Source organism: Paenibacillus lutimineralis (genome assembly GCF_003991425.1).
Taxonomy (GTDB): Bacteria; Bacillota; Bacilli; order Paenibacillales; family Paenibacillaceae; genus Fontibacillus; species Fontibacillus lutimineralis.
The window spans coordinates 1,055,049-1,071,219 of record NZ_CP034346.1 but is presented as its reverse complement, the minus strand read 5'-3'; the positions used below and the strand labels follow the sequence as shown (position 1 = coordinate 1,071,219).

The 16,171-nt window shown below is 41.9% G+C and carries 7 protein-coding genes; 3 read left to right on the top strand and 4 right to left on the bottom strand.

Features of this window, described 5'->3' with window-relative positions:
• Positions 1-236 precede the first annotated feature (236 nt).
• Positions 237-557: a hypothetical protein gene (locus tag EI981_RS04520; protein WP_162616084.1), complete on the bottom strand. Its 321-nt coding sequence runs from the start codon at positions 555-557 to the stop codon at positions 237-239.
• Between the two features lie 165 nt (positions 558-722).
• On the opposite strand from EI981_RS04520, the gene EI981_RS04515 reads away from it, so the two are divergent.
• Positions 723-1,028: an ArsR/SmtB family transcription factor gene (locus EI981_RS04515; protein WP_127004354.1), complete on the top strand. Its 306-nt coding sequence runs from the start codon at positions 723-725 to the stop codon at positions 1,026-1,028.
• Between the two features lie 407 nt (positions 1,029-1,435).
• Positions 1,436-2,614 carry an MFS transporter gene (locus tag EI981_RS04510; protein ID WP_126995838.1) on the top strand — a complete coding sequence of 393 codons (1,179 nt, stop codon included), beginning with the start codon at positions 1,436-1,438 and terminating at the stop codon, positions 2,612-2,614.
• 120 nt (positions 2,615-2,734) lie between these two features.
• Here EI981_RS04510 and EI981_RS04505 read toward each other — a convergent pair whose 3' ends face one another.
• The 3 genes from EI981_RS04505 to EI981_RS04495 form a co-directional block, all read right to left on the bottom strand.
• Positions 2,735-4,906, bottom strand: a complete 2,172-nt coding sequence (locus EI981_RS04505) for a siphovirus ReqiPepy6 Gp37-like family protein (RefSeq protein ID WP_126995836.1) — start codon at positions 4,904-4,906, stop codon at positions 2,735-2,737.
• A 192-nt stretch (positions 4,907-5,098) separates the two neighbouring features.
• A complete protein-coding gene (locus EI981_RS04500) occupies positions 5,099-6,733 on the bottom strand; it encodes an Rqc2 family fibronectin-binding protein (protein ID WP_162616083.1) in 1,635 nt (544 codons plus the stop codon).
• Positions 6,734-7,383: 650 nt separating this feature from the next.
• Entirely contained in the window at positions 7,384-15,006 is a 7,623-nt protein-coding gene (locus tag EI981_RS04495) for an endo-alpha-N-acetylgalactosaminidase family protein (protein ID WP_126995832.1), read from the bottom strand.
• A gap of 146 nt (positions 15,007-15,152) precedes the next feature.
• Between EI981_RS04495 and EI981_RS04490 the strand changes: the two genes are divergently transcribed.
• A complete protein-coding gene (locus EI981_RS04490; RefSeq protein WP_162616082.1) occupies positions 15,153-16,013 on the top strand; it encodes a helix-turn-helix transcriptional regulator in 861 nt (286 codons plus the stop codon).
• Positions 16,014-16,171: the final 158 nt, after the last annotated feature.

Here is a 16,171-nt window from a genome sequence, read left to right as displayed (position 1 = left end):
GGGCAGCATATCGCCGTATTATTGTTGGGGATTCCAAAAGGAACTGGCCTCCGGAAGCCCCGGACTGCATCAATGTAACGAAGCCGATTTTGCCCGCTCAATCGCGTGGACGAAAACAGGGGCTGATTTATCCTCACCCTATTCCCCGTTTTCGGCACGATATAGCAAAAATCCAGCCAATCAAGGTTTGACTGTCTGGATAGATGTAACGGATTGCTATAAATTTGAAAAATAATTTATTTCTCTTTCAAAGTATATCGGTTGCTAAACTTTTTTTTCTCTAAAACACCACTTAGGCCCTTTGTGCTCTTAATCGAATATCGCTGGCCTTTTGAAAATACTCCGGAAATATCTTCAAGTTCAAAATTCTCTCCAAAAATTTTATTGGTTTTTAATTTCTTAGTGAAAGTTTCCTTTAGTTCGCCTAAATCATCATCAAAGAGGCCGGCTTCGCGATAAAGATGTACTTTTGTTCCGATTGTTTTAAAATAAAACTCCATATGATCACCACCAATAAAATGAAATGTCTGGTCAGAATTATCAGCTTTATTATACATTCTATAATATTAATGAAATCCGATTCAATCGAGCGACAAAAAACGATCAATATCCCCCAATAGGCTCGGGGGAGTTTGTTTCCGCTCCATCACCTCGGCAGTGAGCTATATCCCTAATTTCCTCGCAGACTTGACGCATCGACGATTTGCGATATAATTATGCGTATGGAGCCAATTGAAGTTTTTAAAGCGTTGTCCAATGAGTCTCGTCTGCAAATTCTACAATGGTTGAAGGAACCTGAGAATCATTTTACGCCCCATGAAGGGATTGATATGAGAAAAATCGGGGTATGTGTCTGCCAGGTGACCGAGAGATTGAACATGACACAGTCAACTGCATCCCAGTACTTGATGATTCTTCATCGAACGGGGCTACTTAAGACCGAGCGCATCGGCAAGTACACCTATTACAAAAGGGATGAGGAAAAAATTCGTGAAGCGATAGCTTTGCTCAAGCGGGAGATCGAATAATAGTAATAGCCATCTTAGGATGGCTGGCGGCATGACCGGTCATCAAGGATATGGTTGGCAATTTCGAGAGGGCCAATGAGCATCCTTGATCTGCGCGGAGCTTGGTTGTGACGTCGGTAACGCCGTCAAAGCCGCAGAGTCGGCGAATAGGTCCTCGCCGCCATCCCGCTTCAAGCCTATCGTGCCATACAGGTGGCGCCTATCGCCCAAAAAAGCTCAACCCGTAGAATATTCCCCCCACCATTTCCGGCGCAGACGGCAAGGTTCCCAATATCAGAACTGAATGCTACATAAAGTTCAGTTTTTATTTTTCGATAACGCATCTATAAATGCAAATATTTCATTATGTAAATTTGTTAAAATTATTAGAGCTTTATAACATGAACTTGAAAAAGAGGAGTAAATTGATGACAAGCACGTGGAAAGTTTACTTATTAGCACTCGTCAGTTTTTTGGTTGGAACATCCGAATATGTCATTTCGGGCATTTTGGACAAAATTTCTGTCTCTCTGAATATTTCGATTACTTCGGCCGGTCAATTAGTGACTATTTTTTCTCTCATTTATGCCATTTGTACTCCAGTGACCATGGCTTTGACGGCGAAGATCGAACGGCAAAAGTTACTTGTTGCCGCAATGGGAATTTTCGTAATCGCCAATGTGCTGGCGTTCGTGCTCCCGGGTTACGGACTTTTTGTTGCCGCACGAGCCTTAATGGCTTTAGGAGCGGGAACCGTTGTCGTGACAGCGCTCGATATCGCCGCCAAAATCGCACCTAAAGGAAAGCAGGCCAGTTCGATTGCCAATGTCGTCATGGGCTTTACGGCGTCATTGATTATTGGCGTTCCGCTTGGGCGCATGGCGGCAGCCGAATACAGGTGGAGATCGGTATTTGGTCTCCTTGCCTTAGCGGGGGTGCTGGCGATGATCGTGCTTTATTTCACCCTTCCGCGTGTGAAGGGCGATGCTCCCGTACCGCTATCCCAACAATTGAGGTTTCTCAAGAATCGACGAACATTTCTTGGACTGTCGATTACATTCTTTTGGCTAGGCGGATACTCGGTCGCTTATACTTATATTTCGCCCTACCTTATTACAGTTGCGGGTTTACATGAAAACGTGTTGAGCGGCGTCTTGCTGGCGTTTGGCATTGCCAGCTTGATCGGTTCCAAATTTGGCGGTTACAGTACGGATAAATGGGGGGTTACCCCTACTTTGACCGGAGGGATGCTGCTGCATATCGCCGCCTTGATTTTACTCACGGTTACCGTCATCTTCACAAGTTCATGGCTACCGATTGTAGCCATCCTCATGCTTTGGTCGTTCGCCGCCTGGTCTACCGGACCTACACAGCAGTATAATTTGGTACGAATCGAGCCCAACTATTCAGGCATCATGCTAAGTCTCAACCAGTCCACGATGCAATTGTCAATGGCGGCAGGTGCCGGGATTGGCGGAATCGTTATCGGCCAATTCTCCTTATCGCCAATCACATGGGTTGGCGCGATCGGGGTATTGATTGCCATTCTAGCATCGTTCTTGTTGAATGCGCAGATGAAGAAAAAGGTAAACACATCTCGCATTTAAAAAAGCCCCTTATCATGCAAAAAGCCGATCGCCTTAACTTCGAGGCCCGGCTTTTTGTAATATATCTGGTTAACCGCTACTCGTTCGCTCATCGTAATGATATGTTCATTCGCTTTTTCCTTATAAAATTCTAGTTAATAAAACCGTCACTTTGGTAAATCCGGACGGAACACCTAGAAACAGCCCATAATCAAAGAAAGTAGCGTCATAGTTTGTTATTGGCTTGATCGCCCCATTTGTGGTAACACCTTTCATACTTATGATATAGCTGTTATCTTTGTTCCAAGTGCTATCGGGGTAGAACACGTCAGCAGCATTATTTTTATTAGGTATCACAGTTATGGCTCTGCTCAGGGGTACATCATAGTTGTGTATCTTGGCCTTTCCGTCACTTGTAATTCTAATGAGATATTCCCAATTTTCGATGTGGTGGGGCTTGCTGCCGGGGAGTTTCATCACAACAAATTCTGCCTTATCCATGTCTGCCCGGTTTGACCAGGGATTAAAGCTTCCGTCTGACGTATCGTAAAAGTTAACTGGAGCCTTCAAACCAAAGAAAAAGCCGCTAATATTGTCGATGTCTTTATTCCATAGACCGTGTTGCGTATTCCAGCATATGCCGTTATACGTAAAGACGTAATCTTGGACTGGACGATTCGGAACGGCACTGCCACCGCTAAATTTACCTAGCGATATGCGATTAAACGGTGAAGTACCTGATCCATCGATCTCGAAACCAGCGCCGCCGATAGTCATCCCGCCATAAGAGTCATTCATAAAATGATTGTTCCAGCCCAACATGATTCCGAATTCTCTCCAAGTTCCGTCAGGCTGCAAAGCTCCAATGTCCTCACCCGTTTGATCGCGAGCAGGATCTCCTTCGCCATATGCTTTTTTTCCGTTTGCCTTCCAGAGGTTAATACCTTGGTTGATATAATCTCCGCTACCCTCTTCCCCTGGATATGTTCCATCGGCCTGAAATTGCCAACCGAAGGAAAAGTTATTTACGTTTATGCGCTTGAAGCGGTTTGTCGCATGGTCATATCGCGCATTTATTAACAGCCAAAACTCAGTGACTTTAACACCATTTCGGACAATATCAACCACAGCAGTGTTAAAATAATTGTTTCGTAACAGAACGCCACTATCCAAACGATCTACAATTGCATTAATTCTGCCGCTTTCCGTTGATTCTTGCGGCCGTTTTATCTCCTCTTGGATCTTTTGAACAACCGAGGTGATCGTTGGAATCTCATCGCCCCACCGCACCTCTAGTCGGTAATCACCTTCATAAAATTCTCTAACCTCAGTGATCCGTGTAACCATTGTCACGCCCCATTTAGCATCTTTAAGCGTAACACTGTCGCCTAGAAACCAATCCTTCTCAAAAACAAAGCTGCCAGTATCAACGGCTACTCCCTCAAAGGTCTGTAGACGTTTATACTCGGCCAGTTTTTGTTCACCGATCTTGGTCAGTTCCGTAGTATCCCCCGCACTTGCCCCATCAATGAATACTTCCCGGCGCTCAAATCCGGATGCGTCCCCGACAGATAGCAGCACCTGATCTTCTTCTTCGCCCTTACCTGATGCGTAGCCGACATTTTTATATTGTCCATCCGAATCTACGAAATTAAGAGCATTAACGTTATCAAATTCAGTTGAAAATATAACAGGAGGATATACACCCTGCTTATCTGTCAAGTTACGCCCTTCATAGGTGTCAAATACAACCCTTTTTTGTTGTATATCCAACTTGGCATGCCAACCCATGTCGCAAAAAGTTGCAATATTATTGGTTACAACTAGAACTGATTCATACCGGGACTGCCAAGAAATTTCCTTTCCGTGCCCTTGATCCGCGGCAATACTAAAAAACGGAATCTTACGATTGGAATATGTGCCTGATGCGTAAGTTCCGTTTACGAGATGGTTATTTACATAGTGCTTCATTACCGTTTCTGCCGGACCGCGAACGCGGTCGTAGCTGCCTGTAATCGTAAGTCGTCTATCCAGAATGCAGCCCAGTGTCTTGCCTCTAACGACTACAGTTTCAATCCCTTTGTCAGACAAAAATGATTCCCTGGATTGAATCAATCCGGACCGTGTGCCGTCATTATCTACCATAATAAACCGGTCTTTTTGTAGCTCGGATGCATACTGTTTATTTATTGCAATGTGTAATTCGAATTCCCCTACAGCATTATACCTTCTGGTGAATTGCAAACTCTCATAGCTGTCTATTTCGCCTAACCAGGTAAACGCCGTATCATAGACCCTAATGATCCCAGGCATAGATCACACCCCCGCATTCATCCATAAATCTCGATTTAACTTAATGTATTTACCGATACTGTGATTTGTGATACATGGATTTGGTTGCTGGCCCGTAAATTTCGATTCGTAAGCCATCGTCATATATCAAAAATTGCTATGTCTCTCAAAACAAAAGCCCGTCCTATGAGAGGACAGGCCTTTTGCAATATTTTACGCCTTCTGAACTAAATTTTCGGTCAGGAGCTTTTGAATAACTTCTTCCTTTGGCCTGACATAAATTGTTTTATGGGCTCCAAGTAACACCAATCCCATTGGGGCGCCTTTGGGCTTTTTAAGAGTCTTGACTTGACAATAATTTACTTCGACCGGACCAGAGCCCTTGATTTGTGAATAGTAAGCAGCCAGTAAGGCCCCATAATATAACGTTTCTTCATCAGGTGTTGCGGTATTTATAACAACATGTGCTCCGTGGTAACTTTTCACGTGCAGCCATAAATCCTCTTTCTTGGCATAATGGAATGTTAGGTAATCATTCTGAATACTGTTCTTGCCTACGAAGATTTTAATATCATTATAGAATTGAAAGGTCATAATGTTAGGCTTCCTGTTCTGCCTTTTCTTCGTTGATTGGTTTTTCTTTGCTTTGAAATAGCCGAGTTTTTCTAGCTCCCTACGAATTTCTAATACATCTATGCCTTCAGCCAGTTCCAGTCGGGACTCAAGCCGAAAGAAATAATCTTTTTCCATTTTACAAAGCATAATTTGTTCCTTGAGTTTGGTATGAGCCATTTTTCCTTTGCGGTATTTTTCATAGTATTTCTGAGCATTTTGTTTTGCACTCAGTTTGGTGTCTAACGGAATATGAAGCAGTTCTCCTGTCATAAAATCCTTGAGATCGGCAGAAGCAACGTTACGGGGAAGCAGATGATAGTATGTGTAAAGTAGATCCGCATAGGTACGATATTGCTCAAAATGCCCGACTTCAAGAACTGCTTGCTCCAATTTTGAAAGTTTTCGGGCGCGTTTAATTAATTCATTGCGCACCAATTTGAGCAAACTGTCAGTTTGCTGACGAGTTTGCATTTTATACAAGGCAATATCTACGCCTTCCATAATTGGATAAGAACTCAATTTCCTCCCCAAGTGTGTAAGCGGAATGCAATGAAACTGGATACCCTGCTCTGTTTCCGACAAATAAAGCTTGTCGCTTCTATTTAGCTCATCCATAATTTCGCCAAATGACTGCCCCTGTTGCATGCGGTATTGAATTTCACGGCTTAACAGAGGCGAAAAACCATGAAACTGTGTTACAAGTGACTCTGCTTGATGGATGGTAGTCGGCCGAAAAGGATTCTGTTTTCCGCTATAATCAAATGGAAGGTGATAAGCGGCTTCAGGTGAGAGTGTCCGCGTACTAGCTTTGCAGAGCGATTCTTTCATTGCACCAATAATGTTATTCGCTTCATCGACAAGAATGATATTTGCATCTTTGCCTAGTAGTTCAATGTAAAGCGAGAAGCGAACTGCCCGGGCACTGATTTGAAAGCAGTATATTCGTTCCACACCGACCTGCTCCATGCTTTGAATGACACCAGCGCGTAGATGTTTTTCCAGTAATATCAAAAATTCATTTTCCTGTTTCGATTCCGAATAATTTTCTTCTGTGAAATTTATACGGTTATTCTGTGAATGAATGCTGATAATTAGCCTAAGTTTACGCTCGTTTGATTGTCCATCCAAGAGAATCTCCGTATCAGAAATTTGAAAGATCTTATGGATTGTCATCGGTAGATTAGTCTTGATTTCTTTGGCAAGTTGATGCATTAGTAAACCGTCAAATGCCATGAATATTCCTCCTCTCATCAGAGATACTCCATAAAAATGGGCACAAAAAAAGCGCCTGTACCGGCGCTTTACCTGTCATACATTCCGTACACTTAGAATATCAAATAACTTCGTAACTCACTATACACAAAACGCCTCTGTATCGTTTTGTATAAACAAAATAATCCGAGGGAACGACTCCTAAGTTGTTCCTTCAGATTATAAAGCGTACATTCACTCCGTCTACATTACGTATTCTTCCAAAATAAGATACCTTAGTAACCCGCTTAGTCTTGCATTCTCTAATTTAATAGAAGATTCATTATAAACTTCTTGTATTACTTGAATAATATTCTGTTGGAGAACTAATTTCCAACCCTTTTCTTTTGTAATGATCCAATGAGTTATCTTTACTTTCAAATTGCTTTAATCCTTCATCTATCCAATAAGCTTTATTAAAAGAAAACTCTAGATTCTCTGCTGTTTCATCATCAGTATTATAGAGGAAGAGGGACTTGTCCTGTTTGTAACGCAAAGCGAATCAAATCGCTATATACAATGAAACGAGCCCTGGATTTGCATCCAAGGCTCGTTTTCCATGTAAGGGACCCTATTTCGATCCCCTAGCTTCTTTGAAATGATATTCCACAAAATCATTGGCGGGCATTTACTTAGTCCAGAAACGTTAATAATCTGCTAAACAAAACTGCTGCCTCCGCCCGGGTCAGATTACTTTTCGGATTGAGTTTATGATCAGGGGTTCCTTGCATGAGTCCAAGCTCAATGCAAATAGCCAATGCCTGCTTGGACCAAGTTCCTGCCTGATCCGAATCTTTGTATTGAGCAAGTACCATTTCCGTAGTTTCCGATGCGTCTGGCAATTTCCCTTTCAATTCAAGAGCTCTAACCATAATGACGGCCATCTCTTGACGGCTTAGAGGTTTCAAAGGCTCAAACATATTGCCTGCATACCCCTTTAACAAACCTGCATCCGCCGTGGCAATGACAACATCCCTATACCACTTGTCTTCTGGAACATCCTTAAATGACGTAGTGCCACCAACCGTAAGACCAAGTGCCCGTGTTAGCATAGCTGCGATTTCGGAACGGTTAATGGTCCTATTCGGAGCGAATTTCTGCTCGGTTATGCCCATAATGATGCCTTTGCTCGCAAGAGCTCCAATTTCCTTGTTCGCCCAGTGACCAACTGTATCCACGAATGCTTTAGGCTTGTTGGTGCCGATGTCCGGCTTAGTTCCAGATTCGTTGTCCTTATCAGACCCATTATTTGTTCCTGTGCCTGGATTTGGATTGGTCTCCGGTTTCGTGCCTGTGCTTGGACTTGATCCAGTGTCTGGGTTTGATCCTGTTCCTGGATTCGTTCCCGGATTAGTGCTGTCCTTCGCCTTTACATTTACAGTCGCAATCGCTTTAATGTCAGTCCCACTAACCGAACCTCTCACCTGGAAAGTACCCGCCTGTGCGTAACTAGTAGGATCAATTTCTTCCCATACAACTGAAACCTTCTGTGTCGTTTGATTACTTAAGGTCACGGTTACATCTGCAGGCAGTACAGGTGCTGAGCCGGCTTCCGTTTCGACCTTGACCTCCTCAATGACTACAATGTTTACCACTGAAATAAGACCCTTTATCGCATTTTCAAGTTCTACTCGTGCTTCATCTAACGAAGTGATCGAAGCGCCAGGATCCTTCAAAATCTTCTCGGCTTTATCCAAAGCTATAGCAACACTTGCCCAGGTTTCAGATGTATAATCCGAACTTTTCAACATAAGAGCATCGTCAATCGTTTTTTGTAGAAGCTCTTTGGAAATATCAACATCATTTGCTTTAATGTAGAAATCATCCAGTATAAAGGCGTAATCAGACGTAGGATTGCCCGAACCTTTGGATACCATTTTGAAAATAACTTGGTAATCATCTTGATCACCTGTCGTAAAATGTTTCTGGAATCGGATATAACCAACACCTTCACCAGCCTTATTACCCGGATTAGGTAATTTATCAAGCGTTTCCTTCAACACGACAGCTCCTGTGGAGCGTGATTGTACAGAAACCTCATAGCCAGCATACGCTTCTAATGTGTAAATAAAACCTAATTCATATTCTGTATTCGGTTTTAATTTTACGCTGGATTCATTCGTTTTTATTAATTGACCAACATCTGTTTCATTAACTTTCAACGAATTTTCTCCATTCAGAACCCAGGTCATCACTGGACCCATTTTGTTCTCGGATGCGTGAACGATTGGATTATTATCATGAGGATTGCTTTGGTCGCTTGCAATATGAATTTGTCTAGATCCGCCGCCATACTCAAACGGTCCCCATCCTTCATACACATTTTCAAAATCCTCATAGACAACGTACCCCTTATTGGTAGGGTCCTTTTCAACTGTCGTATGCTTCCAAATGCGGACATCATCGAATTGTACTGTACCCGCTCCCGAATCAGCTACAAGCTTAACCGTTGCGGTAGTAACTCCTGCAGGAACCTTAAATTCAACATTCATTCTTTGCCATTTGGTATCGACATATTTGAAGGAGGATTTATGGGTACCATCCTTCCCTGTCACATCATTGGAATAGGTTGTACCGTTAACCGTAACCTGAAGTGATGATTTTCTTCCCTTCTCTGTCAAGGTCCACACCCCTACGGTGTAATCCTGACCAGGCTGCAGCCCGGTAATCTCCTGTGACAATACACCAGCTTTGCTTCCAACCTCTGCGTATTTATTCCAATTCGAACGATTCATTTCCTTGCTGATATCGTATTCGGTATCACCTTGTACAGTCTTGATTGCAACGTTGGTCGCATCATCAACTGTCCATGATCCTGGAACATTAAACTGCTCTGAATTGAAGGCAAAATCCTTGATCAGACTGCCTTCTCCCCAATTTCCTGCGTTAGGTACCAAAGTCAATGCATCAGCCGATGCGGGATACAGTACATAAGACGTGTTTTTCTTGGCCTTACTAATCGTAAGAGATCCATTCTGAGCAACAAGTGTATCGACTAGTACTTTACCTTGTTGGGTCAACTCGTACATATTAAACTGTTTCACATCTTTAAATTCATCCGTCAATTGCCAAGTAGTCGTGTTACCCGTTGTGTTCCAGTGGTACAGCTTCGCTCCTTCGTTAACACCCAATGTTTTATTGGTCTTCATATCCCAAACCCATGGAATTAAAGAATTCGCCTCACCTGTATGACGCACTGATTCATCGGTAGTCGTTCCAGTATCTTTCCAAGAAGAAATCAACTTTCCGTTCTTGGACAACTCAACCATGCCGGTTGATTTATTTCTCTTAGAGATAACATCATTATCAAAAGTAATTTGATCTTGTTCATATTTCAGAACACCGAAATGTTGCATGTACTTAGTCGGTAATACTTCATTGTAGAATACCGTTACCCCCTGCTGTAAATCCGGTTTGGAATCACCCCAAGTTGTCACACCAGGTATTTTTTGTCCTTTAAACAACGCATTTCCAACAAATATATCCAAATTGTTCTTCACCATTCTAGAAAGAATGCTCTTATTTCCTTTATTCGGATATCCTAAATCCGGACCCCAGTGAACAAAATCCACGCCCGGCTCTAGCGGACCGGCAAATTCTGTACCTACTTTTAGACCAAGGTTATTGGCGTATTGCAACAGTTTATAGGCGTTGTAGTCATTTCCGGTATAAACGTCGATATAGTAGAAATCTAATGTAGGATCATTCGGGTTGGTAGGATCTTTAGTAAGGTTATATAGATCTTTGAACCGCTTCTCCAGATTACCGCTCAGGACATCCTTTGTCTGATCTACATAGTAAGACGTATCGATCCAATCCCAACCTTTAGACAACTTATCCGTCTTCGGTCCATTTGTTGTAGCGCCAGTTAAGTCGGAATAATTCAGCTCGTTGGCATCGAGATGGTACTCTGTGGCATTGAGATGGACACCGATATTTAGGTTATACTTATCTCCCTCATCGATCAAATAATTGAACTCCTCCAACCCGCCTTGTCTTACGCCAATATTGGAGTAGGAAGGAATATCATCATCATGCCCTTCCGCCTGATAGCCCTTATGAAGGATCATCTGTCCAAAACCATCTGTATAATTGTACAGGATTTTGCCCGTATCCAGAGTATTCAAGAACGGATCATTCGCTTGACTTGCAAAGTTGAAAGCAATGTACATCATATTGTTCTTCATATCCTGCGCACCAAACGGCTCTTTGTAAATCTCCGTCCGGTAAGCGACAGCCGCATCCTGCCAATCCGTTATTCCGTCGTTATTCCGGTCTTCGGTCACAACAACTTCATAACAAGGCAGAACTTCGGTTTCATTACTTTGAATATGGCGATAAGTCCAAACGCCCGGTTTCACCGTCACTTTATTGACTAGTGGTTTCTTCTCTGTAGTGACGATTAATTTATTACCACCACTGATTACATTGTTCTCTACCGATGCTCCCAAGCCATTACCACTCACCATGGCCATCGTAACTCCAATCGTACTGCTTTGCTTCATTTGGGACATATTATCAACTAGTTCTTCCGTAAGTCCGTGCCATGCTCCATCCGATTTATTCCATGCATAAGTAGCGCCTGCCATAGCACTATTCACGTGGATAAGTGAATTGTTCATTTGCATCGACCGGACTACAAAATCTGAGTTTTCGGTTATTTTATCGATTTCAAAACGAACCACATTATTTGCCTTTGCCTCGATATGTCCTTCAATCACAACGCCGATCTCATCAATCGTCATCGTATACAGATATTTGCTATCGCTCTCTTTTTGGGACACGGTACGTGGCACATAATCCATATTGTTGATCTTCAAGCTATTCGTTTGCTCCACATTTGCCTGTAGCACGCGATCATCAACTTGATATTCAACGATGCCTGGGAAATCTTTATATACCGTAACCTTCAAACCATCTTTCATAATCGTATCTGTCTCTGAAGAAATCTGAAGCTTAGGCAGCGACTCCAGTTCTACTATCTTTAAATGACTCACTGTCATCTGCTTGCTTCCATACCAAGAGCGAAGTCCAAACCAACCTGGTTGCAAGGTCATTACATCTTCAGATACCGAACCCATATCCGTTGTCACGCCGTTGGAATCCGTAATTTTCAGACTAACCGTAGTCCCCACCATACGAAGGTCGATGTGATAGAACGTATCTGCATTCATCTGGTATGTGTTCGGAAAGGATACCTCATTCCCATTTGCGGTTATCTTCCATTTTCCATTAATATCGTGAACAACCGATACATAACTGTCAGCAGCGGACCCTCTTAGTATAAAACCATATCGGCCACCGTCTGATCCTGCGGAAGCACTCGTTTTAAAATCAAAGGCTACCTTTTGATCAATTAATTTAGGGCTATCCTTATCCACGGCTAGAGCAACACCTGGCATATTCAATTGGATTAGACCTTCTCCGTTATTGAGGACCACTGGTTTACTACTATCAAGAGGACCCCAGTTCTGCGTCGTATAATCAGGTTCATACACTCTGATCTCTTCTGCAGTAATTGCGTCTACCTTAACCTGAATGGCATGATTTCCAGAATTATAAATTCCAAATGTCCCTGGTGTGAATCCAACTACTGGCGCACTACCAACCAAAATTCCATTCACATATAGACTTAATTCCTTTTCAATCATTTGTACACGCAGCGTGTAATCTTTGCCTGATGCCATTTCGTTGGCGTTGCCAATTTCCATGATATCGTTACTGCCATCCAGCTGATAGTTCCATTTTCCCTGACTTGCCTGAAAAATAGCTATATTGCCTAATTTAATACCGGCTACTCCATTTCCTTGCATTTTCACTTGATATATTCCATTTGATACCGGTTTTACATCCTTATTGAAAGCAGTTACTCCGGCATCAAGTGTACCATGCAAATATCCATTGGAAATCTGCGGCGTGCCACTAAACCCTTCCCAGTTAAGTATGGAATCGCCTTCGTAATACTCTTCATAGCTCAGTTTGTCGGCATGTAAGGAGGAGGTATTCATTTCGAGAAATTCTTCGGTAAAGAGAATATTATCGATATAAATGGAATCTTGAGCCATCACTCCGAAACGCCCTTCTCCGAATTGCTGACCTCCATGTAAGCTTGCATGCAATTCAGCACCGTTGATACTTAAGGTTACGGACGAGTCGGAATATTGGAGACCTACTTTATTCCAGATATAAGGTTTAGGACTGTAATCTTTACTATCGGATGCGACAAAATCAATGCTGTCGGCACCTTTATTCAAAATCCATTTCGTCCCTTCATATTTAACAAGAGCATCGTCGCCTATAACAAATCCGATGTTTTGGGTTGCAGGTTTAACATCCAGCAAATATGTTGCACTTTGTAGGGACGGTGCGTCCATATTTAATGTCTTTCCATTAATATTAGAAAGTTTTAATATTCGGTTGCTACCTTCTGCAATAATGGCAGGTGTTGCATCGCTCCAGTTACCTGTAATTCCATCTTGAAAATCATTGCTGTACTGAGCAATTTGCTTTGGTTCAATGATCTGATTGGTATACTGCACATTGTCGATCTGTAATTCTACAGTGCTTCTGATGCGAAGACCGAAGCGTCCTGCCGCTTCTGAAAATTGATCAAAAGTAATATCGCCGATCTGCTTTTTATTCATAAATACCGTGATGGTTTTTCCTTTAAAATTGAACATAAGATTGTTCCATCTGCCTTGAATCGGGTAGGGAATCGCAAGCTTACTTCCCCAACCACTATTAGACTCCGGTATCCAGCTGCTTGGGTCAACCCCGATCTCATTGAATATGCTTGCCGAATCATTCATTCTGAAGCCAAAAGCAAATCCTTGTCCGTTACCCAGCTTATCTGGATTAACCAATTTGAAATCTAACGAAAGTGTACCCTGTTGAATCTGCGGCGAATCCAAATCCACGCCTCGTTCACTTGACCCTTTTTTTATAGAAAGAACTCTATTGCCCGTAAGATCGCTCACGACTTGGGCATTTAACCCTGACCAATTAGGGTTATAATTGAGATCTTCAAAATCTTGAAAATAATTAATAATGTTTGAAGGTTTATCCTTCGAACCTACACCTGCAATACGTAACTCTTTGATGGTGACTTCCCCTGTTTCAAAACGTTTATAAAGACCAATCTGACCAATCCCAGTCGACGAACTCATTAAATCTGTATCCTTATTGTAGTAAGTCACGCCGTCCACATTGACCACTAGTTTTGTTCCATGAAAGCCGATCTGAATTTGATAATCTGTATCTTTTTTTAGTTCTGGTCCCTCGAATGTTTCCCACTTGCCTGTACCATCCGGACTCTGGATAACCCAGTTTTTATCGGAATCATAGCGGATGGACATGCCTTGTTTGCTATCATTAGATCCCAGGACAAAGCCAATATTACTTTGACTGGCGCTTGTATAACGCATAGTTGCGTCAATGACTCCAGCTGACAGCCAGGGAGCTTTATCCCAAGCTGCAATAGCTCTGTTGCCATCCAAATTGCTTATCACTACTGTTAAACCATTATTTACAGAAGCTATTCCACTTCCTTTAATGAAAGTCATAGCTTCCGGTTCCATAGATTGATAATTATTCGTATACGATACAGCCTCTTGGCCGTCTGGGACATTGTTCTTAAGGTCATCTAGAAAGCTCTCTATGTCTACCTTTTCAGTTGTTACCCCAAGGTTATCCATAACCGTGATTGCAGCTTCAGCTTTTATACTCGTTCCTTCTACGCTTCCCTCTACATTAAAGGTTCCCACCTGCGCATAGTTCGAAGGCGCAATCGGATTCCAGCTAACCGTAACCTCTGTGGTGGTAGTGTCGCTATATACTGCTTGTATTACCGAAGGTAGTGCTGGTTGCTCACCAACGTAGGTTTCAACCGTTATCGGAGGAATACGTTCTATCGTTTTTTCTTGTGCCGCAATCGGCAAACCATTAACTTCCCCTTCTGTAGCGTAAGTAGTGCTTCCTGGAAGTATCATCGACTGACTTGAAATAATCAACAATACCATTATCCAAATCATGAATTGGGATAGTCTTTTTTTACTTTTTTTCCGCACCGAATCATTCCTCCTGCTAAGAGCTATTTTTCTAAAATATCTAACACAAAAAGGTAAGCGTTTACAATTGACCTTGCCATGAAATTCGATTCGTTTTGTTCTATAAATAGACTGCAGATCAATTGCTATAACATTACCTTTGTTCGTATTAGAACAAATTATATTTTTGATTTTATCAACTTTGTTCATTTATTAGCTTACAATAAGTAGCCTAAAACGGATAAACTGTTTGAAATACGGAACTAAATTACTTGACAGGGGTATGACCACATTGCAAAATAAGAGAAAAAATAGAAATCATGATCAGCTTTAGAATACTATCGGGGGTGATTGCTGTGAAAAGGGCAGTTGAACTCTTATATCATGAGCTTGAACAAAACATGATCTATAATGCATTAGAACGCACGCTGAAGCCGGGGTATTTTTTTGGACCTCATTGCCATGAAAATATGGAGATCTGTTTAATGAAAGAAGGAGAATGCGATATCATTATTAACGGAGAATCGATTACTGTTCACAAAGGTGAGCTAATGGTCATCTTCTCTCACATGATTCACTCTTTTCATGTAAAGTCGGATCAAGCAGCCGTCTTTTTACAAATTCACTTTTCCCCGGAGAGCCTTATAGCTGCAGACCCAAAAGTCAATGAAAACATAAAGTTCTTGCATTATATGACAGATGCACATAGCGCTTATACTTTTCACACATTTACAGAGCAGCTTCTCTCATGTGTTGAGCGGATTTGTGAAGAAATGAATAATGAAACAGGAGTACATCACGTATCCTTGGCCAATATTTATATTTACGAAATGCTGTTTCTACTCTCGCGTGAGATCGAACAGAGTGTTCGTGAGGTGTTTAGTATTAATAATCCCATCGCGATTCGAGCTATCCATTTCATTAATCAAAATATGGATAACAATATCGCACTAGATGATGTAGCCCAGCACTGTAACGTAACTACAAGATACCTATCGAAAATTTTCAAAAAATACGTAAATACTTCTGTAAACGATTACATATGTATTGCTAAAGTAGATAAAGCCATGAATTACATATCTAATACAGAACTCTCGATCACAGAAATATCCTCCAGACTCGGATTTTCTAGTGCGCAGTATTTCTCAACGGTATTTAAGAAATACAGTGGCGTCACGCCAAAAGAATTTAAAACCCTCCGTACTAAAGATATTTAAGGCGTCGAGATGTTTAAAAAAAGGAGCTTCCTAGAAGTAGAAATAATCTACTTCTAAGAAGCTCTATTTTTTCCTTTTAAACAACTTGGTTTTCAAATGGAGTATTCAATCTTCATACTTGCACAACAATTTTTGTTTAGTAGTTTTGCTAGCAGTAC

Excerpts from the sequence above, each read along its gene's own strand:
- EI981_RS04520 (WP_162616084.1), bottom strand. The coding sequence starts at position 557 with ATGTATAATAAAGCTGATAATTCTGACCAGACATTTCATTTTATTGGT.
- EI981_RS04515 (WP_127004354.1), top strand. The coding sequence starts at position 723 with ATGGAGCCAATTGAAGTTTTTAAAGCGTTGTCCAATGAGTCTCGTCTG.
- EI981_RS04510 (WP_126995838.1), top strand. The coding sequence starts at position 1,436 with ATGACAAGCACGTGGAAAGTTTACTTATTAGCACTCGTCAGTTTTTTG.
- EI981_RS04505 (WP_126995836.1), bottom strand. The coding sequence starts at position 4,906 with ATGCCTGGGATCATTAGGGTCTATGATACGGCGTTTACCTGGTTAGGC.
- EI981_RS04500 (WP_162616083.1), bottom strand. The coding sequence starts at position 6,733 with ATGGCATTTGACGGTTTACTAATGCATCAACTTGCCAAAGAAATCAAG.
- EI981_RS04495 (WP_126995832.1), bottom strand. The coding sequence starts at position 15,006 with ATGAACAAAGTTGATAAAATCAAAAATATAATTTGTTCTAATACGAAC.